The sequence below is a fragment of the Allobosea sp. R86505 genome (genome assembly GCF_042466375.1).
In the GTDB taxonomy this organism is placed as follows: Bacteria; Pseudomonadota; Alphaproteobacteria; order Rhizobiales; family Beijerinckiaceae; genus Allobosea.
The window spans coordinates 91,260-110,989 of the sequence record NZ_JAXHPY010000002.1 but is presented as its reverse complement, the minus strand read 5'-3'; the positions used below and the strand labels follow the sequence as shown (position 1 = coordinate 110,989).

Annotated in this window: 18 protein-coding genes and 2 pseudogenes; 7 read left to right on the top strand and 13 right to left on the bottom strand. The window is 61.6% G+C overall.

The annotated features are described in order from the left end of the window. Positions 1–37 precede the first annotated feature (37 nt). The 10 genes from tnpC to SJY11_RS24515 form a co-directional block, all read right to left on the bottom strand. Complete coding sequence (gene tnpC, locus SJY11_RS24560) at positions 38–1,687, bottom strand: IS66 family transposase (RefSeq protein WP_376986770.1); 1,650 nt, start codon at positions 1,685–1,687, stop codon at positions 38–40. A 47-nt stretch (positions 1,688–1,734) separates the two neighbouring features. After that, positions 1,735–2,082, bottom strand: coding sequence for an IS66 family insertion sequence element accessory protein TnpB (tnpB, locus tag SJY11_RS24555; protein WP_376986771.1), 348 nt, complete (start codon positions 2,080–2,082; stop codon positions 1,735–1,737). After that, positions 2,079–2,474: an IS66-like element accessory protein TnpA gene (gene tnpA, locus SJY11_RS24550; protein WP_376986773.1), complete on the bottom strand. Its 396-nt coding sequence runs from the start codon at positions 2,472–2,474 to the stop codon at positions 2,079–2,081. The genes tnpB and tnpA overlap by 4 nt, the downstream gene beginning before the upstream one ends. 32 nt (positions 2,475–2,506) lie before the next feature. Further along, positions 2,507–2,872 (bottom strand): PAS domain-containing protein, encoded by a 366-nt coding sequence (locus tag SJY11_RS24545; RefSeq protein WP_376989508.1) that lies wholly within the window; start codon positions 2,870–2,872, stop codon positions 2,507–2,509. A 189-nt stretch (positions 2,873–3,061) separates the two neighbouring features. Beyond that, on the bottom strand, positions 3,062–3,961 hold the full coding sequence (locus SJY11_RS24540; protein ID WP_376989507.1) for an SMP-30/gluconolactonase/LRE family protein: 900 nt from the start codon (positions 3,959–3,961) through the stop codon (positions 3,062–3,064). Positions 3,962–3,982: 21 nt separating this feature from the next. Continuing rightward, positions 3,983–4,675 (bottom strand): cytochrome b561 domain-containing protein, encoded by a 693-nt coding sequence (locus SJY11_RS24535; RefSeq protein ID WP_376989506.1) that lies wholly within the window; start codon positions 4,673–4,675, stop codon positions 3,983–3,985. Beyond that, positions 4,675–5,508, bottom strand: a complete 834-nt coding sequence (locus SJY11_RS24530; RefSeq protein WP_376989505.1) for a carbohydrate ABC transporter permease — start codon at positions 5,506–5,508, stop codon at positions 4,675–4,677. The genes SJY11_RS24535 and SJY11_RS24530 overlap by 1 nt, the downstream gene beginning before the upstream one ends. Positions 5,509–5,511: 3 nt before the next feature. Then, on the bottom strand, positions 5,512–6,423 hold the full coding sequence (locus tag SJY11_RS24525) for a carbohydrate ABC transporter permease (RefSeq protein ID WP_376989504.1): 912 nt from the start codon (positions 6,421–6,423) through the stop codon (positions 5,512–5,514). A 97-nt stretch (positions 6,424–6,520) separates the two neighbouring features. Then, positions 6,521–7,873 (bottom strand): ABC transporter substrate-binding protein, encoded by a 1,353-nt coding sequence (locus tag SJY11_RS24520; RefSeq protein ID WP_376989502.1) that lies wholly within the window; start codon positions 7,871–7,873, stop codon positions 6,521–6,523. Positions 7,874–7,926: 53 nt separating this feature from the next. Continuing rightward, positions 7,927–9,006 (bottom strand): ABC transporter ATP-binding protein, encoded by a 1,080-nt coding sequence (locus SJY11_RS24515; protein ID WP_376989501.1) that lies wholly within the window; start codon positions 9,004–9,006, stop codon positions 7,927–7,929. A gap of 181 nt (positions 9,007–9,187) precedes the next feature. On the opposite strand from SJY11_RS24515, the gene SJY11_RS24510 reads away from it, so the two are divergent. Then, the gene (locus tag SJY11_RS24510; RefSeq protein WP_376989500.1) at positions 9,188–10,237 is read left to right on the top strand and encodes a LacI family DNA-binding transcriptional regulator; all 1,050 of its coding nucleotides are present in this window, start codon (positions 9,188–9,190) and stop codon (positions 10,235–10,237) included. Positions 10,238–10,318: 81 nt separating this feature from the next. Here SJY11_RS24510 and SJY11_RS24505 read toward each other — a convergent pair whose 3' ends face one another. Beyond that, the gene (locus SJY11_RS24505; protein WP_376989498.1) at positions 10,319–11,227 is read right to left on the bottom strand and encodes a LysR family transcriptional regulator; all 909 of its coding nucleotides are present in this window, start codon (positions 11,225–11,227) and stop codon (positions 10,319–10,321) included. A gap of 210 nt (positions 11,228–11,437) precedes the next feature. Between SJY11_RS24505 and SJY11_RS24500 the strand changes: the two genes are divergently transcribed. Continuing rightward, positions 11,438–12,789 (top strand): IS3-like element ISMex37 family transposase gene (locus tag SJY11_RS24500; RefSeq protein ID WP_376984341.1). Its coding sequence is split into 2 segments (ribosomal slippage): positions 11,438–11,774 and positions 11,774–12,789, totalling 1,353 coding nucleotides; the frame shifts between segments, so codons are not numbered across the junction. Between the two features lie 202 nt (positions 12,790–12,991). Here SJY11_RS24500 and SJY11_RS24495 read toward each other — a convergent pair. Then, positions 12,992–13,690, bottom strand: a pseudogene (locus tag SJY11_RS24495) (IS6 family transposase). Between the two features lie 290 nt (positions 13,691–13,980). Here SJY11_RS24495 and SJY11_RS24490 point away from each other — a divergent pair. Further along, positions 13,981–14,334 (top strand): hypothetical protein, encoded by a 354-nt coding sequence (locus SJY11_RS24490; protein WP_376989497.1) that lies wholly within the window; start codon positions 13,981–13,983, stop codon positions 14,332–14,334. A gap of 201 nt (positions 14,335–14,535) precedes the next feature. Then, positions 14,536–14,664 carry a hypothetical protein gene (locus tag SJY11_RS24485; protein WP_376989496.1) on the top strand — a complete coding sequence of 43 codons (129 nt, stop codon included), beginning with the start codon at positions 14,536–14,538 and terminating at the stop codon, positions 14,662–14,664. A gap of 290 nt (positions 14,665–14,954) precedes the next feature. Here SJY11_RS24485 and SJY11_RS24480 read toward each other — a convergent pair. Then, positions 14,955–15,265, bottom strand: a pseudogene (locus SJY11_RS24480) (transposase); the annotation flags it as partial. 195 nt (positions 15,266–15,460) lie between these two features. Between SJY11_RS24480 and SJY11_RS24475 the strand changes: the two are divergent. From SJY11_RS24475 to SJY11_RS24465, 3 genes are all read left to right on the top strand, one after another. Beyond that, a protein-coding gene (locus tag SJY11_RS24475) for an IS630 family transposase (RefSeq protein ID WP_376984777.1) occupies positions 15,461–16,527 on the top strand; the annotation gives its coding sequence in 2 pieces (ribosomal slippage) (positions 15,461–15,947 and positions 15,947–16,527; 1,068 coding nt in all). After that, on the top strand, positions 16,511–17,497 hold the full coding sequence (locus SJY11_RS24470; protein ID WP_376989521.1) for an IS481 family transposase: 987 nt from the start codon (positions 16,511–16,513) through the stop codon (positions 17,495–17,497). Before SJY11_RS24475 ends, SJY11_RS24470 begins: the two co-directional genes overlap by 17 nt. A gap of 277 nt (positions 17,498–17,774) precedes the next feature. Further along, positions 17,775–19,700 (top strand): putative bifunctional diguanylate cyclase/phosphodiesterase, encoded by a 1,926-nt coding sequence (locus SJY11_RS24465; RefSeq protein ID WP_376989495.1) that lies wholly within the window; start codon positions 17,775–17,777, stop codon positions 19,698–19,700. The last annotated feature ends 30 nt before the right edge of the window (positions 19,701–19,730 follow it).

The following is a 19,730-nucleotide window of genomic DNA, read 5'->3' as shown; positions in this document are numbered from 1 at the left end:
CGAGGGCCACGGGGGCTATGATGGCGGCACGTGAAGTTCAGGCGGCCTTCTGATCTGCGGGCTTTTCGGCTTCGCGCAGGAGGCGCCACTGCCACGGCAGCAGTTCGTGCAGACATGAGACGGGCAGATCGGCGATGCGCGCCAGGACGTCGGCGAGCCAGGCTTTCGGATCGACGTCGTTGAGGCGAGCCGTGGCGATGAGCGTGAGCATGACGGCGGCGCGGTCGGCGCCGCGCTGGCTGCCGGCGAAGGTCCAGTTGCGCCGCCCCAGAGCGATGCCTCGTAGCGCTCTTTCGGCCGCGTTGTTGCTGAGGCAGATCCTGCCGTCGTCGAGGAAGCGGGCGAAGTCGGCCCAGCGCTTGAGCATGTAGTTGATCGGCTTCAGGACCTCGGCGGAGCGCGAGAGTGTCTCTCGCTCATGCAGCAGCCAGGCATGCATCTCGTCGAGAAGCGGCTTGCTCTTCTCCTGCCGCACTGCCCGCCGCTCCTCGGCACTGCGCCCGTTGATCGCGCGCTCGATCTCGAACAGCGCGTCGAGGCGTTTCACCGCCGCCAGGGCGACCGGGGAGACCGGCTTTCCCTTCACGCCATCGCGGGCCTTTTTCGCGATGTCGGCCAGCTCGAAGAAGCCGCGCCGGGCATGGGCGAAGCAAAAGGCCGGCGTGATCGGCTGTTCCTTCCGCTGCGGGTCGAACAGCGGCTCGAAGCCATTGTAACAGTCGCACTGAAGGATGCCGGCGAACCCGGCCAGATGCTTTTGAGGGTGCTCGCCGCGGCGATCGCTTGAGGCGTAATACACCGCCGCCGGCGGCGCAGGTCCGGCGAAGGGGCCATCATCGCGGACATAAGTCCAGATCCGCCCGGTCGCGCATTTGCCCTTCGCCAGGATCGGGACCGTCGTGTCGTCGCCATGAAGGCGCTCGGCCGCCAGCACATGGGCCTCGATCAGATCGAAGACCGGCTTCAGGGCGAAGGTGCCGTGGCCGACCTGGTCGGCCAGCGTCGACAGCGGCAGGTCGATCCCCTCGGCCTTGAAGCGCGTGCTCTGACGGTTGAGCGGAGCGTGCATGCCGAACTTGTCGAAGAGGATCGTCGCCAGCAGTTGCGGGCCGATGAAGCCGCGCGGCGTCGCATGGAACGGCGCCGGCGGCTGGCTGACCTTCCCGCAATCCCGGCAGCTGAACTTCTCGCGCACCGTCTCGATCAGTTTGAAGCGGCGCGGGATTTCTTCCAGCGTCTGCGTCACGTCCTCGCCCAGCTTCGACAGCCGCGATCCCCCGCAGCAGGCGCAGGCAGAGGGTGGATCGATGATGATCCGCTCGCGCTCGATGTCCTCGGGCCAAGGTTTGCGCACCGGCCGCTTGCGCGTGAAGGCGCGCACGGTCCCGCTCTTCGTCGCCGCGGCGGCGGCGATAAGCTCGTCCTCGCTCGCCGCGGTCACGAGTTCGTCGAGCTGAAGCTCCATCTGCTCGATCAGCCGTGCCGTGCGTTCGGAACGCTGGCCGTATTTCTCGCGCTTCAGCTTCTCGATCATCAGCTGCAGATGCGCGATCAACGCCTCGGTGTCCGAGAGTTTCGCCTGCGCGCTGGCGGCCACCGCCTCGGCCTGCAACCGCGCCTCGCGTTCGGCCCGCAGCGCCGCCAAGGCACTCGCGAGGTCCGAAGGAAGATCGTCCGGCTTCACCATCACGAAGCCAGTGAATCAGATTTAGCCTGCGATTTCAAAGGCAAATCCTAGCCGACCCGCGTCGGACGCCAAGTTTCCTGGGGGCTACGCCAATCGATTCCCGACAAAAGATAGCCGAGCTGAGCCGTAGAGATCGTCACTGCCCCATCCGCCGGACTCGGCCACAAAAAGCGTCCCCGCTCCAGCCGTTTGGTGAACAGGCAGGCCCCTTGGCCATCATGCCAGATCACCTTCAAAAGATCGCCGCGGCGCCCTCGGAAACAGAACAGATGCCCGCTCAGCGGATCACGGCTAAGCACTTCCTGAACCTGCAGCGACAGGCCCGGAAAGCCACGGCGCATGTCGGTGTAACCCGTCGCAAGCCAGACCCTCACCCCCGGCGGGACCGGGATCATCGCAGCGTCTCCAGGCCGCGTATGATACGAAGCAGCGTATCAACATCAACCCTTCCGTCGACGACGACACGCCGCCCGTTCGACGTCACGATCTCGATCCGGCTGCCATCCACCGGCAGCGGGCTGGTCGTCGCCGTCACCTCCGGCACGATCACAGCCGGAATGAACCCAGCGCTTGAAGCGGGACCAAGCCGACCGGCACGTGCGGCATCGCGCCAATCGTTCAACTGCGAGCGCGTGATCGCGTACTTGCGCGCCGTCGCCGAGCCCAGTCGCCGACCCGAATAGCTCTCCTCAACGATCCGCAGTTTCGCTTCATCGCTGAAGCGCCGCCGACCGCCCCGCTCAACGATCTCAAGCCGACTGATCGGTGTGCCTGTATAGACGTCCATACAGACACATTCTCACCCCCAAGCATCAATCCTCAAGACGGCCGAGCTCGTAGGGGTACGCCCGAACGGTCGAGGACAGGGGTGTAGGTTGCTTGCAACCAAATCAGCTTTCCACCCTTCCCGACGCGCATGAATTCAGCGGTGAATGGTTCACCGCGTCCGAGTCGTTGCCAAAAGGACTTATAATCTGACGAAGCTGCGTGACTATTTTCGAGAAAGATCGAATGGTTTTGTCCGATAACTTCATCTCTGGAATAGCCAACAACCTTCAAGAAATTATCGTTTGCATCGAGAATCTTGCCTTCGAGTGTAAATTCTACGACCGCTTGGGCGCGACGAATAGCCGCGGCTTCGCCTGCAATCGAATTTGTATTATTTTTGAAGAATGAGAACGCCATTGTTTCCTCCCTTGTCCGATCGATAGATGCCGATCTGGGACGAGGCAGTTAGGTAAGGGCTTCTCAGTTAATTTTCTCGAAAGCACGGCTTTCGTCCACGTCTGGTCGACCTTGCCGAGGGCTTTTTGCCGTCAGTTTTGGGCGGATCGGGGTTCCTATCGTCGGAAAAGAGACCTTCCGCACGACCTTTTAAAACCCGCGGGTCGAGACGAAGATCGCATAAAGCGACGTTTGCGCACAAATATAGATGCGATTGCGCTTGAGCCCACCGAAGCAGAGATTCCCGACGATCTCCCCGACCGTGATCGTGCCGAGATGCGTGCCGTCGGCGGCGTAGCAGAGCACGCACCGCCCAGCCGACGTCCAGACGTTGCCGAGCGTGTCGCAGCGAAGTCCGTCGAAGAAGCCGTCCGTGCTGGTCGCGAACACGCGCGGTGGACCTAAAGCCGCCCCATCTTCCAAAACCGGATAGGCGTGAATCGTAACCGGGAGACCTGCCTGATGCGAAGCCCCGGTATCGACGACGTAGAGCAAGCTCTCGCCAGGAGAGAAGGCAAGGCCGTTAGGCTGAACGCGGTCGAACGCCATGGCCGCAAGCCGCCCGTCCGGTGTCAGCCTATACAGCAGGCTCGCCCCGATCTCGCTTTTGGCCGCGTCTCCCTCGTAGTCGCTGTCGATGCCATAGGTTGGATCTGTGAACCAGATCGACCCATCGGACGCGACGACGACGTCGTTGGGCGAGTTCAGCCGCCGTCCCTCGAACCGATCGGCCAAGACCGTGATCGAGCCGTTATGCTCGGTCCGGGTGACGCGACGATGCAGGTGTTCGCAGGTTAAGAGCCGGCCCTCTTGATCGGTCGTATTGCCATTGGCGTTGCCGGAAGGCTGCCGGAAGACCGAGACCGATCCGTCGGTTTCGTCGAAGCGCATCAACCGGTCGTTGGGGATGTCGGACCAGACCAGATAGCGCCCTGCCGGGAAATACGCCGGACCTTCGGCCCATCGGCTTCCAGTCCAGAGCTTTTCAAGCTTGGCATGCCCGATGATCAGCCGGTCAAAGCGCGGGTCGTGCGAAACGACAGTGTCCACTATATCCTCCAGCCGTACTGCTCATTGCGGGCGTCGCAAGCCGATTCCAATTGGCTTTCGACGGTTTCCCGGATGTTGAACGTCTGGCCCCCAGATCGCCTGATAGGTATCGATTGCACGGCCCTGCCGCTGGAGGATTGCGAAGCAGGCCAGGAGGCCGGCCCACCACACCGGCAGCGCGATCCACATCCAGCGCGGCGCGTTCGCGGTCCAAAGGCCAGAGAGAACGGCGGCTACCGCGAGCAGTAAGGCGAGGTATCCGACGCTCTTGTGGACATATTCGAACAGCAGGCGTCGCGGCGTCATATCGTAGTGATCGCCGCGCAGTTGCTGCTGCGTCGGTCCGCCTTTGGAGCCTCTCAGCCAACCGGCCAAAAACTGCAGGGCGCCAAAGGCAAGAACGGCGTAGCCCAGCCAAGCGTGAAGGCCTGACATCTGGCCAGTGCGACCTGTGCTCCAGATCAACCAGAAACCCAGCAGCATCGCAAACCCGGCGCTGTATTGCAGCGTCAGGTGAGAGCGCCACCAGCGCTTGTCGTCGAGTTGGTGTGGCCAGTCCTGCCCCGGCGCGATCTTGAAGAAGCGCGCAACGAGCACGCCAAGCGGGCACAGCACGGCCCAGGCCAACACCATGAGCCGTCCATGCCAGGCAACAAGGCCCGCCACTTCGTGCTGGCGGGTCGCATCAATGGGCAGGGTGAGCCAGTCCAGCATCAGCCCTTGACCGCGCCGGTGGTCATGCCGGTGATGATCTGGCGCGAGGCCATGAAGGTAAAGATCAGCGGCGGTATCGCGATCAGCGTGCCGATCGCCATGATCTGCCCCCATTCGATGTTGTGCTCGTTGATGAAAAGCGAGACCTTGACCGGCATGGTCCGGGTGAAGCGGTTGGTCAGCACGAGCGCCAGGATGAACTCGTTCCAGGCGATGCGGAAGGTGAAGATGGCAGCGGCCGCCAGCCCCGGCTTGATCAGAGGCAGCACCACCAGGAAGAAGACCTGATAAGGGTTGGCGCCATCGATGCGCGCCGCCTCCTCGAGCGGGCGCGGCACCTGAGCGATGAAACTCTGCAGGATCCAGACGACGAAGGGGAGATTCAGCGCGGTGTAGACGAGGATCACGCCTGTCAGCGTGTTGGTGAGATTGTACTGATAGGTCCAAATCGTGAAGACCGGCACGGTCAGAACGGCTGGCGGCACCATTCGCATGAGCAGCGTCGAAGTCGAGACGACGTCGCGGCCGATGAAGCGAAAGCGCACCAATGCATAGGCCGCCATGCAGCCGAAGGTCAGTGTCAGCACGGTCGAGACCGACGCGACGATCAGCGAATTGCTCAAGTAGCGCAGATTCTGCGGATCGGCGAGAACCTCTGAGTAGTTGCTCAATGTCGGCGCGAACAGGAGCATCGCGCTGCCGTCGAAGATCTGCGTCTTGAATTTCAACGAGGTCGCGAGCATCACGACGATGGGCGCGAGCGAGATCCCCGCCAGCACGGCAACAAGCAGATAGCTGCCGAGCGAGGCCTTCCGGGTCGTCGAAGCTGACATCGCTCAGACCTCCCGCGCCGAGGCGCGGCGCGCGGCGGCCTCGCGCAGCTTGGTGACTGCGACCAGTGCCAGTGTGATCGCCATGACGATCAGCAACAGCAGATTGGAGAGCGCCGAGGCGCGGCCGAGTTGCTGGCTGACGAAGGCGGTCTTGTAGATGTGCAGCGACAGGATCTCGGTCGAGAGCCCGGGCCCGCCTTCGGTCAGGATATAGACGACCTCCAGCACCTTGAAGGCGTCGATCAGGCGCAGCAGGGCCGCAACCACGATCACGGGCGCCATCAGCGGCAGCTTTATGAAAAAGATCATCTGCCAGCCATTGGCCCCGTCGATCCGTGCCGCCTCGATCGCGGAAGCCGGCAGCGACTGCAGTGCCGCCAGAGCCAGGATGAAGATGAAGGGCGTCCATTGCCAGATGTCGGCGATGATGACCGAAGCGAGCGCCATATCGGGCGAGGACAGCCAGGGTACGGTCGGGAGGCCCAGCGCCTGGAACAAGGTCGTCAGGGTGCCGAACTGCTCATTGTACATGAAGCGCCAGATCAGCCCGACGACGATCGGCGCGATCATCATCGGCAGGATGAAGATGGTGCGGATCATCGACATGCCGCGCAGTTCGCGGTCGAGCGCCAGTGCAAGCGCAACGCCAAAGACCGTCTCGAGCACGACGACGGCCGCAGCAAAGATCAACGTGACCGAAACCGAGGTCCAGAACGCCTGCGAGGCCAGAAGCCAGCGATAGTTCTCCAGGCCGACGAAACGGGTCTGGTCGGGCGGCGTGCCGATCGACCATTCGTGGAAGGAGAGCCAGACCGATTGCATAACCGGATTGACCAGCGCGACCAGCATGACGGCGGCAGCCGGCGCCAGGAAGACGTAGGGACTGGCGCGGTTGAGGGCCTGCCGCGAGATCATGCGCGAACCTTGGGAAAAAGGGGGCGACGCCCGAAAGCGAGCGCCGCCCCAGTCGACCTGTCCGCGAGGGCAGGTCCGGGAGGATCGTCGGGCGTGGCTACTTCGGCGCGTTGGCTCCGTAGTAGCCGCCCTTCTCCATCACCGCGCGCACGCGCGGCATGATCTCGTCGAGCGCGACCTTGGGCTCTTTCCTGCCGGTGACGATCTCGCCCATGGCGACGCCGAAGATCGGGGCGTTGAGCTCGTCCCATTCGCGGATGATCGGCCGCCAGTCGGGATCGGCGTGCTTGAGCGCTTCGGCAAAGGTCGCGTAGTGGGCGTACTTCTTCTGCAGGTCGGCGTCCTGGTAGGTCGAGAAGCGCGAGGGAGAGCCGCCGGCCGCCGCGACCATGCGGTCGCCCTTTTTCGAGGTCAGCCACTGCATCAGCATGAAGGCGGCGTCCTTGTTGGCGGCGTTCTTCGGGATCGCGATGCCAAAGCCGCCACTCTGGGAGCCGCGCCGGACGTCGGCGGGATGTGGCACCCAGCCGACCTGTCCGACGATTTTCGACTTCGTCGGATCCTCGACTTCGGCCGCCACGGAAATCGAGTCGAGATACATCGCGGCGCGGCCTTGCATGAAAGCAGTCTTCATCTCGTCGAAGCCGAACGCCGCGCCACCTTGCGGGCCGGTGTCGATGATCCGCTTCAAGAAAGTGGCCGCCCTGACGCCGGCCTCGTTGTTGAAAACCGGCTGCCATTTCTCGTCGAAGATCATGCCGCCCATCGGGGCCATGTGAAGAAGCCATGCATGCACGACCTGATGGCCGGTCTGGCCGCGTGAGGTCAGCGCACCCATCCCCTTCTCGGCCTCGGGGATCTTCGTCAGCAGCGCCTGCAGCTCAGCATAAGTCTCGGGAGCCTTCAGCCCGTGTTTGGCAAAGATATCCTTCCGGTAGCCCAAAACCGACGTCTCGGCGCCGAAGGGGATACCGTAGAGCTTGGCGCCGGGACCGGCGAGATAGCCCTTTCGGCCACCAACAAGGCCGAGGTTCTCGACATAACCCGGGATCAGGTCGTCGAAATCATAGTCGGGTAGGGCCAGCTTCTCGTTCTTGAAATAGGGCCCGATCTCTTCGATCAGGTTCTTGCCGGCGTAGTCGGATTTCCAGAACACGACATAGGCGAGCAGGTCATAGTCGCCATTGCCGGGCTTGGCCATTTCGAGCATCTGCTTATCGCGCATGCGCAGGTACTGGAGCTTGTCGACCTCGACCTTGATGCCGGTTTCCTCAGTAAACTTCGGCAAAACGGTAGCCACAGCGTCGAAATGCGGGTGCGCCGGGAAATTTACGACCAGCGTCTTGCCCTTGAAGGCGGCATAGGGGTTTGCACGGCCGCGCGAGGGCCATAACGCTGTAGGCAGTGCAAGCGCGGCCGCGCCGGCAAGAACGGTTCTGCGTGTCGTCATCTAGTTTCTCCCTCAGTTGAGGCCGGGTCTTGAGCGCCCGGCTCGGTTGATGGTCACAGGGCGGCTTCAGTTTTGGGATCGAAGACGTGCAGACTTTCAGGGTCGAAGCTGAACAGCGCCGGCCCGGTGCCCGCATAGGGCGCGTCGGAATTGATTTCGACGCTGACGCGCTGGCCCGCGCAGTCGGCGACCAGCACGGAATGCGCGCCGACATATTCGGTCAGCAGCACTTGCAGAGGCAGCGCGCCCTCGGCCATGCCGCCGAGGCGGATCGACGATGGCCGCAGCCCCACTATGATGCTCCGGCCGGCGGCGAGGCTGCGGCGCAGTCGTTGGGGAAGAGGCAGATCGACCCCCTCGCCGATGGAGGCAATTGCGCCATCGACATCGGCGACAACCTCGGCAGCTAGCAGGTTCATCGGCGGCGCGCCGATGAAGCCGGCGACGAAGAGATTGGCTGGGTGCTTGTAGAGTTCCTCCGGCGTGCCCTGCTGCTGGACCTTGCCGCCGTGCATCACCACGATCCTGTCGGCGAGCGTCATCGCCTCGATCTGGTCGTGGGTGACGTAGATCATGTTCTTCTCGACGCGCTGGCGCATCAGCGCGAGTTCCGCGCGCATCTGCGTACGCAGCTTGGCATCGAGATTGGAAAGAGGCTCGTCGAATAGGAAGACGGAGGAATCGCGGACGAGGGCACGGCCCATCGCGACGCGCTGTCGCTGGCCGCCCGACAATTCGCGCGGTTTGCGCGACAGCAAATGCGAGATCGACAGCATGTCGGCGACACGCCTTACCCGCTGCTCGATCTCAACTTTCGGCAACCGCGCAAGACGTAGCGCAAACGACATGTTTCGCGCCACATCCATATGCGGGTACAGCGCATAATCCTGGAAGACCATTGCGATGTCACGGTCTTTGGGGTCGAGCGCGCTGACCTCCCGATCACCGATCCAAATCTCGCCGCCCGACGCATCCTCCAGGCCGGCGATGATCCGCAAGGTCGTCGACTTGCCGCAGCCGGACGGACCGACAAGCACGGTGAATTCCTTGTCGTCCATGGCAAGGTCAAGGCCATCGATGACCGGCACGTCGCCGAAACGCTTCTGCAGACCCTGGATCCGGATCGATGGCATGCCTGTCCTTGAGCTTCCCATGTGAGCCCGGCGACGATGTCGCGGCTTCTTTTGTTATCGATAACATCGTATCCAGAATGGCGAGCTTGATGCAAGTGGGGTGTCCGTTATCCTTGTGGCAGTGAACCCGCGCAGTCGATCCGGCCGGTTATCGACCTGGTCGACACGAACCGGAGTTGTGATGACGATCAGGCCCGAACACCGCCAATCCGAGATCGCAAAGGCGGACGGCCCAATGCGGATGCGCGATGTCGCGCGTGTGGTCGGCGTCTCTTCCATGACCGTTTCTCGAGCGCTCCGACAGGATACGTCGATTGCGCCGGCGACCCGCGCTGCCGTGCTGGAGGCGATCGCAGCCCTTGGTTACGTCCCGGATCAGATGGCCGGCGCCTTGTCTTCACGGCGCTCAGGCTTCGTCGCGGCGCTGATCCCATCTCTGAACAACCCGCACTTTAGCCTGACGGCCGCAGCTTTATCCGACACGCTGCAAGCTGCGGGCCTGCAGCTTTTGCTCGGCTTCACGGAATATGACCGTGACCGGGAAACGGCGCTGGTTCGCGCAATGCTCCAGCGCAAACCGGAAGGCATCATCCTGACACATGATGGTCACGCCGCAGAAACCAAGGCTCTGCTATCGCGCGCGCGGATTCCGGTTGTCCAGATCTGGGATCTCCCAGTGGAGCCAATCGACCATGTCGTCGGCTTCTCCAACACGAACGCGATGCAGGCCTTGGTTCTGGCGCTGGGATCAAAGGGGTATCGCCGCTTGACCTATATCGGCGAGGTCGACGATGCCGGATCGCGCGGTGCCGCGCGCCGCGAAGGCTATCTTAACGCGATGCAGCAGCTTGGTTTCGAGCCTCGCATTTTGACGGCAGGCGCGCCCCCGGTAACGATGACGGATGGCGCGGCGGCGCTGGAGATGCTTCTTGCCCGATTTCCAGATACCGACTGCGCCGTCTGCGTGTCCGACCCACTCGCATTCGGCCTGGCGATGGCTTGCCTACGTCGCGGCATAGCGGTCCCCGGCAACCTTGCCATCGCCGGGTTTGGCGATTTCGAGATCGGCCGGATTTCGCGTCCAACAATCTCGACCGTAGCCGTCGATGCAAGTGAGATCGGCCGCAAGGCAGGCAACGTTGTTCTATCAGCCTTGGCTGGTCAGCATCCAGTAAATCGAAATGACACGGAAATCGCGACGTTCGTGAAATTGCGGGAAAGTACTGGATAAAATAAATATTTGTGTGTCGCATCAGTTGGTTGCAACTGGAAGTCGCCTGTGAAATTTTACTGTAACTCGATTTGAATGCTTTCATTGGGCCGGTTGGACGACAATCAGCGACGACAACAGCGGGTTCTTGAACCGTCGCTCGAGAGTGACTGCGTAGAATCGTTCGTAAAGCGATGGAAGAACAGCGGCCTCGACCAGGAGGCCTTGGGCGAGTTCGTCGCGAATAACGATCGGCGGTAGGCACGCCAAACCGACGCTCTCCCGGACGAGAAGCCGCATCATCGCCATATCTTCGACCTCGGCCGCCACGTTTGGCACGATGCCAAGCCGGTCGAACAAGGCGTCGAGATCGTCGCGCAGAGCCGACCCCACGATCGGCAGCACGAGTGGAAGACGCGATAGCAGGTCGGCAAGCGATCCGCCGACACCGACGAGATCGCGATTGCCAACGATGCTGACCGGCTGTTCGGAAATCTTGTGGGTTATCAGATTGCGTTTACCATCGGCCACCGGAGGCTGGTTGGTCAGGACGACATCGAGGAGATGGGTCGAAAGCCCCCGCAAAAGATCGGCCGGGGATCCTGAGCGCAGGACGATTTCGACATCTTGTCGGCCAAGCAGCGGTTGCAGGAACGAGAGCTGGAAATTGCGCGAAAGAGTCGCCTGGGCCCCGACGCGCAGGATCGCGCGGTCGCGCCCGCTCTCGCGCAGCGTGCTGACGAGATCCTCGCCGGTGGCGAAGATGACCTCGGCGTGGTCGAGCGCGATGCGGCCGGCCTCGGTCAAGTGCAGTCGGCGCCCGGCGCGCTCGAACAGCTTATGACCTAGGCGCTCTTCCAGGCTCTTGACTTGGACCGATAGAGCCGACTGCGTGAGGTTCAGCTTTTGTGCGGCGCGGCCAAGGTGACCTTCGCGCGCCACGGCCTGGAAGTAACGGAGATGGTTGTAGTTGAAATGCATCGTTCGATAATAGCGAACAATGTCGCGCAAACAATGCATTTTTACCCATCGGACCCAGGTGCTATCGCAGCGCAGCCCACCGCTGCGGAGCACGACGATGACGCCTGCCGACGCCCTGATCCTGTCGCCCGCCGCGCTTATGGCGTCGGCTGTGGTGTCCGCCTTCAGCGCTCTTGAGACAGTTTAGGGGTTTTCGGGAAGGGAGGATTTCTGGATCATCGCAGCCATTCAGGAGCGCAGATGAGACAGAAATCGGGGCCGGAGAAAGCACCGGCAGAGCAAGTCGTGAAGGATATTCGCCGAGCGACGCGGCGGCAGTTCTCGGCCGAAGAGAAGATCCGCATCGTGCTGGAGGGCGTGCGCGGCGAGGAGAGCATCGCGGAGCTGTGCCGGCGCGAGGGGATCGCCTCGTCGATGTATTACGGCTGGTCGAAGGAGTTCCTCGACGCCGGCAAGCGCCGTCTCGCCGGTGACACGGCCCGCGCCGCGACGTCAGACGAGGTGAAGGAACTGCGTCGCGAGGCGCAGGCCCTGAAGGAGGCTGTGGCCGATCTGACCCTGGAAAACCGCCTGCTTAAAAAAAGCATGCTCGCGGATGGGGAGGACGACATATGAGGTATCCCGCCTCCGAGAAGGCCGAGATCATCCGCCTGGTCGAGGGATCGCACCTGCCGGCGCGTCGCACCTTGGACAAGCTCGGCATCCCGCGCGCCACGTTCTATCGCTGGTACGATCGCTATCTCACCGGCGGGATCGAGGCGCTTGCCGATCATCGCTCGCGGTCGGATCGTGTCTGGAACCGGATTCCCGACCCGATCCGGGCCGAGATCATCGACCTGGCGCTGCGCGAAACGGAGCTGAGCCCACGCGAGCTGGCGGTGCGCTTCACCGACGAAAAACACTACTTTGTCTCGGAAGCATCGGTGTACCGGCTGCTGAAGGCGCATGATCTGATCACCAGCCCGGCTTACATCGTCATCAAGGCGGCGTCCGAGTTCAAGGACAAGACGACGGCGCCCAACCAGCTCTGGCAGACCGACTTCACCTACCTGAAGATCACGGGCTGGGGCTGGTATTATCTCTCGACAGTGCTCGACGACTTCTCCCGCTTCATCGTCGCCTGGAAGCTCTGCGCCACGATGCGGGCTGACGACGTCACCGCCACGCTCGATCTGGCTCTGGCGGCATCGGGGCTCGACCAGATCACGGTCGCTCATCGACCCAGGCTGTTGAGCGACAACGGCAGTTCCTACATCTCGGCCGACCTCGCCACCTGGCTCGACGGCAAGGGCATGAAACACGTTCGCGGCGCGCCCTATCACCCTCAGACACAGGGCAAGATCGAGCGCTGGCACCAGACCCTGAAGAACCGCATCCTGCTGGAAAACTACTATCTGCCCGGCGATCTCGAACGGCAGGTTGCCGCCTTCGTCGAGCATTACAACCATGCCCGCTACCACGAGAGCCTCGGCAACCTCACCCCGGCCGACGTCTACTTCGGCCGCGGGCAGGCCATCCTCACCGAACGCGAAAGGATCAAGCGCCAGACAATCCAGCGCAGACGCTTGCAGCATCAGCTGCAGGCCGCATAACCTCAAACCCAGATGAGCCAGAACCTCCGTTCCTGAGACGCCGCAACAGTCTCAAATCATCTGACGACGGACACTCGGTTCTTGCGGAAACCCTACTGGCCGAATGACGTAATTTCGGCGCTTGAGGCTGCCGCCTGAATATCGCAAGGGGGCGTTGTCACCTTAACTCTGGCGAGACGCGCTGGCCGCACTCATCACATGATCAAGCAGCGATGGTGACCGCTTTCCACTGGGCGAACGCATTGAGTCGGTGGAGATGGATGCCGAGGGCGGAGCGTTTCTGGCGAGGCGGGACGAAGAGGTTTCGGAAGGCTGAGAAGACGGAGACGAAGCGTTGCAAGGCTCCGGCCGCTCAGAAATGCTGCGGGATCCGTTCTCGCTTTCGTAGAGGGACGTGGCTGTTCTCGGCCCGATTGTTCAGGCCCTTGTGGGATCGATGCTCGACGCCGGGCATGACCTGCTTCCTGGCCGCGCCGTAGGAGCCCAGCTTGTCGGTTATGATGCGCTTGGGTCTGATGCCCTGCTTCTGCAGCAGGCGGGTGAGCAGCCGCTTGGCAGCCTTGGTGTTGCGGCGGGTCTGCACGATCTCGTCAAGCACATAGCCATCCTGATCGACCGCTCGCCACAACCAATGCGTCTTGCCGGCGATCGTGATCACGACCTCGTCAAGATGCCAGATGTCGTCTGACCGCGCCGGCTTGCGGCGGAAGCGGCGGGCGTAGTCCGGCCCGAACTTCAGAGCCCAGCGCCGGATCGTTTCGTAGGAGACGACAATGCCTCGCTCGAGCAGCATCTCCTCGACCATGCGTAAGCTCAGCGGGAAGCGGTAGTAGAGCCACACCGCATGGGCGATGATCTCAGGCAGGAAACGGTGGCGCACGTAGCTGACGGGTGTGATCATCCGACCCGCGATAGACCTTCAACCTTCAGCCGAAGTTCAGTTGATAACGCCCCTTCCTCGGCGTCGTCGTTGTTCAGGCCGCCATCTACCGGTTCCTCGCCGAACAAAACCTCGAACCGAGGCATTTTTCGCGCAAACAGGCGCATCGGAATGGGAGCGAGATACTAGCCCGAGCGCCTCTCGATCCTCGACGAGGTTTCAAGCACACAACGGCGGTGGACAAAGACGGACTTGCGCCCCGACGGTATTTCATCGTATAACCTATTAGTTAAATTTTAACGCAGAAAACCGTGCCCTATGCGCATCTAAATCCCAAAGTGGCTGCGGGTCTGCGCGCCATGGAGCCCCGTGAGGCTGTTGAGACAGCAATCAAGCTTACGGCTTCTCTAGTGGCGGGCGTTGCATTCATTGGATTCAATCTTGATAAGCAGCACCCCATCAATCGAGCTATAATCGATTTGATTGCGTGGGTAAATCAGCATGCAGACAACGAGACCGTCTCACTCGAAGACCTTATCGCATTGCTGGAGCGCGTCTGTTTCCAGATATGGCGTCTTGCAGCATTTCAGAGTGGCGATAATAAATTAAGATTGATTGAATTAGTCGATGTCATATCTACGAAACCAAATATAATGTTGGGTTAGTTGATTACACGGCGTCTTGCGTGCGCCCCGTGAAGAGCGCTTGCCATAGGGCATCTCCTCCTGACGATTTAGGATTGTTAGGCGCCACGACAAACTGCCCCTCTGACGCCATGAGGAACTGACCCCTCTGGAGCGGAGGTCGGCATGGAAGAGCAAGAGGTTCAGAGTTCGCCGCGGTCGGGTTTGCCGCGGAGGAACGAGATGAAGACGCCGGACAACGTGTCGGCGATTGTGCGTCTGAAGGGGTTGGGGCGGGGCACGAAGCGGATCACGGCCGAGCTTGCCTGCTCGAAGAACACGGTGAAGCGCTGGCTGAGATACGGCGATTAGCGACCTTGTGTGACGCCGTCGCGCTCGAAGGAGCTGGACGGTCTGTCGGATTGGTTGGCCGAGCGCTTTCGGCGCCATCGCGGGAACGCCGACGTGATCCGCCAGGAACGGGCGCAGGAGAAGGACATCCACGTCAGCCTGCGCACGGTAGAGCGGACCGTTGCGCCGTTGCGCCGGGAGTTGGCTGCCGAGGCGCGGGCGACGGTTCGCTTCGAGACGCCGCCCGGCGAGCAGCTGCAGATCGATTTCGGCGAGCGCCGTGTCGAGATCGCAGGTGTCGCGACCAAGGCTTTCTTCTTGTCGCGATGCTGGGCTATTCGCGCCGACACGTCGAACCTCTCGATGACGTGGTCGATGCACCGACCGCGCCGGGCGGGGCTCAGTAGTTTCCCGAGGCAGTTTCCTTCAGAATGAGCTTCTCCAACGTCAGATCCGCGACGGCTTTGCGGGGGCGATCGTTCTCCTTCTCCAGGTCCGTCAGCTGCTTCAACTGATAAGACTTCAGCCCGCCAAACTCCTTGCGCCAGCAGTGATAGGTGAACGCCGTCATGCCGATGGCCCGGATCGCTTCCGCGGCCGGGCGCCCCTGGGACAACAGCATGTCGACCTGACTTAGATGTTTGATCCCGGGATTTGATGGTGCATTATTTTCGCCGGCAGCGAGGGATGCGCTATGGGCCAGGTTCTTCACGGGAGCGCCACGACGACTGATACCAACGGCCATAGCGGCTGACTCACGGGGGTCTTTTCGGCGGCTCGTTTCGCTGATTCCATGTGCGCGAGGAGGATTCGCGCCATGGCTGCTGCGGTGAAGCTTCGAACGGACTACTCGGCCCTCGACCTGCGTCGGCTTGCGGCGGGGTCGAGGCACGCCAACCAGAGCCGCCGGCTTCTGTCGCTGGCGGCGGTTCTCGACGGTATGGATCGGGAGCAGGCCGCGCGGATCGGCGGCATGGATCGCCAGACGCTGCGCGACTGGGTTCACCGGTTCAACGAAGGCGGCCCCGACGGGCTGAAGGACATTCGTTCCAAGGGACATCCGCCCAGGCTCTCGACCGATCAGCTCGCCGCCTTGGCGGCCATCGTCGAGACGGGCCCCGACCGGGCCGTCAATGGCGTGGTGCGCTGGCGGCGCATCGACCTGCAGAAGGTCGTTCGTGAGCGCTTCGGCGTTGATTATCACGAGCGCACGATCGGGAAGCTTCTGAAGCAGATCGGCTTTTCCCACATCAGCGCGCGCCCGCACCACCCGGCGCAGGACGCGCGCGTGATCGAGGCGTTCAAAAAAACTTCGCGGTGACGCTGGGGGCCCATCTCGCCCATGTGCCGAAGCGCAAGCCGATCGAACTCTGGTTCCAGGACGAAGCCCGCATCGGCCAGAAGAACGGCCTGGTCCGGCAATGGGCCAGGCGCGGAACCAGGCCGCGCCAGCCCGCCGACCAGCGCTACGAGAGCGCCTATCTGTTCGGGGCGATCTGCCCGGCCCGCGGCGTCGGCGCGGCGCTCGCCATGCCCTTCGCCGATACCCACGCCATGCAGGCCCATCTCGACGAGATCGCCAGGACGGTCGCGAAGGGCGCCCATGCCGTCCTACTGCTCGATCGCGCCGGATGGCACACCACGGCCAAGCTCGTCGTGCCGAAAAACATCTCGCTGATCTTCCTGCCCTCGCGCTCGCCCGAACTGAACCCGGTCGAGAACATCTGGCAGTATCTGCGCGCGAACTGGCTCTCAAACCGCGTCTTCGACACCTACGACGACATCATCGACGCCGCCTGCGACGCGTGGAACCGCCTCGTCGATCAGCCCAGGACCATCACATCCATCGGGAGGCGTGAATGGGCGCATATCGGTCAGGAATGAGGGCCGTTGGTATGAGGCTGTCCGTCGAGCGATACAGCATAGTCAAGAGAGCCTGAGGACGCTGGCGAAGCGCCACGGGATCAACCAGAAGACGGTGGCGAAGTGGCGCAAGCGAACCTCGGTCGCCGACGAACGGACCGGTCCGAAGGAGCCGAAGTCGACGGTGCTGACCGTTGAGGAAGAGGCGGTGATTGTCGCCTTCCGACGGCATACGCTGCTGCCTCTCGACGATTGCCTCTACGCTCTACAGGCGACGATCCCGCGTCTGACGCGCTCGTCCTTGCACCGTTGTCTGCAACGCCATGGCATTGGCCGGCTCCCCGACGTCGATAGCGAGAAGGTCGCGAAGAAGAAGTTCAAGGCCTATCCGATCGGCTTCTTCCACATCGACATCGCTGAGGTGCAGACGGCGGAAGGCAGGCTCTATCTTTTGGTGGCGATCGACCGGACGTCCAAGTTCGCCTTTGTCGAGCTGCACAAGAAGGCGACCCGGCGCGTCGCAGGCGACTTCCTGCGCCACCTGGTCGAAGCCGTTCCCTACAAGGTCCATATCGTGCTGACGGACAACGGCACGCATTTCACCGAGCCGACCGGCGACGGCTGGACGCCTGCCGAGATCAAGGCGATGCGGGCCGAGGGCGTGCTGTTCCGCTGCCATTCCTTTGAGGCCGCCTGCGCCGACCTCGACATCGAGCATCGGCTGACGAAGCCCGCGCATCCCTGGACGAATGGGCAAGTCGAGAGGATGAACCGCACCATCAAGGAGGCGACCGTCAAGCGCTACCACTACGACGACCATGCACAACTCGAACGGCATCTCGCCGACTTCATCGCAGCCTACAACTTCGGGCGGCGGCTGAAGACCCTGAAAGGCCTCACGCCTTATGAGTTCGTCTGCAAGCGCTGGGCTGCTGAGCCTCATCGCTTCAGGCTAAACCCGCTCCACCAGATGCCGGGACTAAACATCTAGCTTAGCGACGATCTCTTCGGACTTATACTAATTCTGCGGCATCAGGCGTCCTCAAAAAGGCTCAAAAGCATACTTCACGGAGGGCCACTTTGTTGGGGTGCAGGCCACACCCCAACCGCCGGCTAAGGCGAAATTCGCTGTACAGGATTAACTCCCCTGAGGCGCCCCATCTCCAAAGCCCGACGCTGATTAATTCACGCGCATCAACCAATTGTCGACGATTGTCCGTTAACGGTAGGTCCTTGGTACTCCGGCCGGAGCTCGGATTGGGACAGACATGAAGACACGTGCTCCTAAGGCAGTCCTTTATGATCCTGAACTCCGGAGCGTCATGGTGCGTGCGCTTTACGGCACGCCGTTGGCGATCCCGGTGGGGATGGCGATCGCCACAACGGTCATTGCGGCTTGCGCGGGCATCACAGGTGACTTGAATTTTGCCCTCTTAAGTGCGGCGATGGGCTTGATCGGCGCATTCCGCCTCGTTGCCCAATATCTTTACAGACGGAGACAATCATCAATCTCAACGGTTGCGTTCGAACGCCTGGCCTATGCTGGTGCATGGGCGACTGCCTTCACGATGAGCTGCTTTGGAGCCTATGCCGTCACGGCCCACGCTGACGACCGTATAGCGACTTTGGCCGTTGCGCAGACCATAGGCTACATCGCTGGAATTGCCGGTCGGAATAGCTCACGTCCGTTCATCTCGAACGTTCAAGTTACCTTCGCAGCACTCCCGTTTGCCGGCGCATTGATCGCGTCCCAGATACCAGCTTTCGTCGTGATTGCGGGCGCGCTATTGATGACGGCCATGCTGACCATTTCGTCTTCAAACGTGATTCACCGCGTATTCGTCTCCAATTTCCTTAAAACGCGCGATCTGCAGACAATGGCAACGACGGACAGCATCACCCTGCTCCTCAACAGGCGCGGGTTTATCGTTGAAGTCGAGAAGCGGTTGGCGTCCCGCGAGCGCGTCCACATACTGTCGGTCGATGTCGACGACTTTAAAAAGATCAATGACACATTGGGACATGACGTTGGCGATGCGCTCCTGTCAGAGGTTGCCCTGCGGATCGCATCCGCGCTGGCACCCTGCGACAAAGCGGCGAGGATCGGGGGCGACGAATTCATGATTGCCTGTGGCCGCGCGAGCGATGAAGTCGCTACCCTGGCCGCGCGGATCGTGGACCTGTTCGAAGAACCCGTCAGCATCGCTAACGCTACGCTGTCTGTGTCGGTCAGTATTGGCGTGACCAATGCCACCGGTGAATCGGTCGAGCGTGCGCTTAAGCACTCCGATCTCGCTTTGTACAAAGCCAAATTTGAAGGCAAAAACCGCTGGCTCTCGTATGCGCCTGAAATGAGTGAAGCTTACGACAACCGCGTGAGACTAGAGAAGGATCTTTCAAAGGCTATCACTGATAATCAAATGACTCTTCACTACCAAGCGATCTACAATCTGCGCGGTAGAACGATCATTATGTGCGAGGGCTTGCTTCGCTGGAATCATCCTACGCGGGGCTTGATCAGTCCATCAGACTTCATTCCGCTCGCGGAGCAGAACGGCTTCATCAAGATCCTTGGAGCTTATGCGATCGAGCAAGCCTTGACGGATGCGATGACCTGGCCGGAGCCGATCGGTGTCAACGTCAACGTCTCTGCCAAGCAATTCCATCGCGATCATGATCTCGTCGGCATCATTCAAGATGCACTGCGAAGGACCGCCGTCGCACCGCACCGGTTGACGATGGAGGTCACCGAGACGACGCTTGCGGAAGACAAGGATTTCGTCATTGAAACCCTGCATCGCATACGGGCGCTGGGTGTCAAAATTGCGCTGGACGATTTTGGCACGGGATACTCGTCGCTCAGTTATTTTGCCGAGCTCCCGATCGATCTGTTGAAGATCGATCGCGCCTTCGTCGGCAGCATCGCCATCAGCAGCAAGGCGAAATCCTTGATGAAGGCCATCACGGGGCTGGCTGGCGACTTGAATGTACCGATGGTCGTCGAGGGCGTCGAAACACCCGAGCAGTTCGACGCAGTGACCCGCTTCAAACCCCATGGCATTCAGGGCTTCCTGTTGGCGCGCCCGCTTCCGAAAGACGCCATCGATTTGATCATCGATCGGCGCGTCGCACTTCCTGCGGTCGACCGGCCTGCTCCCTCGGTGGCCCATCAGGACCGTTCCTCCGCTGCATAATCAGGCTATGTTTGGCTTTCGAGCAACGGG

What these genes read in the sequence shown, in the direction of transcription:
- tnpC (WP_376986770.1), bottom strand. Translation starts at nt 1,687, where the DNA reads ATGGTGAAGCCGGACGATCTTCCTTCGGACCTCGCGAGTGCCTTGGCG.
- tnpB (WP_376986771.1), bottom strand. Translation starts at nt 2,082, where the DNA reads ATGATCCCGGTCCCGCCGGGGGTGAGGGTCTGGCTTGCGACGGGTTAC.
- tnpA (WP_376986773.1), bottom strand. Translation starts at nt 2,474, where the DNA reads ATGGACGTCTATACAGGCACACCGATCAGTCGGCTTGAGATCGTTGAG.
- SJY11_RS24545 (WP_376989508.1), bottom strand. Translation starts at nt 2,872, where the DNA reads ATGGCGTTCTCATTCTTCAAAAATAATACAAATTCGATTGCAGGCGAA.
- SJY11_RS24535 (WP_376989506.1), bottom strand. Translation starts at nt 4,675, where the DNA reads ATGCTGGACTGGCTCACCCTGCCCATTGATGCGACCCGCCAGCACGAA.
- SJY11_RS24530 (WP_376989505.1), bottom strand. Translation starts at nt 5,508, where the DNA reads ATGTCAGCTTCGACGACCCGGAAGGCCTCGCTCGGCAGCTATCTGCTT.
- SJY11_RS24525 (WP_376989504.1), bottom strand. Translation starts at nt 6,423, where the DNA reads ATGATCTCGCGGCAGGCCCTCAACCGCGCCAGTCCCTACGTCTTCCTG.
- SJY11_RS24520 (WP_376989502.1), bottom strand. Translation starts at nt 7,873, where the DNA reads ATGACGACACGCAGAACCGTTCTTGCCGGCGCGGCCGCGCTTGCACTG.
- SJY11_RS24515 (WP_376989501.1), bottom strand. Translation starts at nt 9,006, where the DNA reads ATGCCATCGATCCGGATCCAGGGTCTGCAGAAGCGTTTCGGCGACGTG.
- SJY11_RS24510 (WP_376989500.1), top strand. Translation starts at nt 9,188, where the DNA reads ATGACGATCAGGCCCGAACACCGCCAATCCGAGATCGCAAAGGCGGAC.
- SJY11_RS24485 (WP_376989496.1), top strand. Translation starts at nt 14,536, where the DNA reads ATGAAGACGCCGGACAACGTGTCGGCGATTGTGCGTCTGAAGGGGTTG.
- SJY11_RS24465 (WP_376989495.1), top strand. Translation starts at nt 17,775, where the DNA reads ATGAAGACACGTGCTCCTAAGGCAGTCCTTTATGATCCTGAACTCCGG.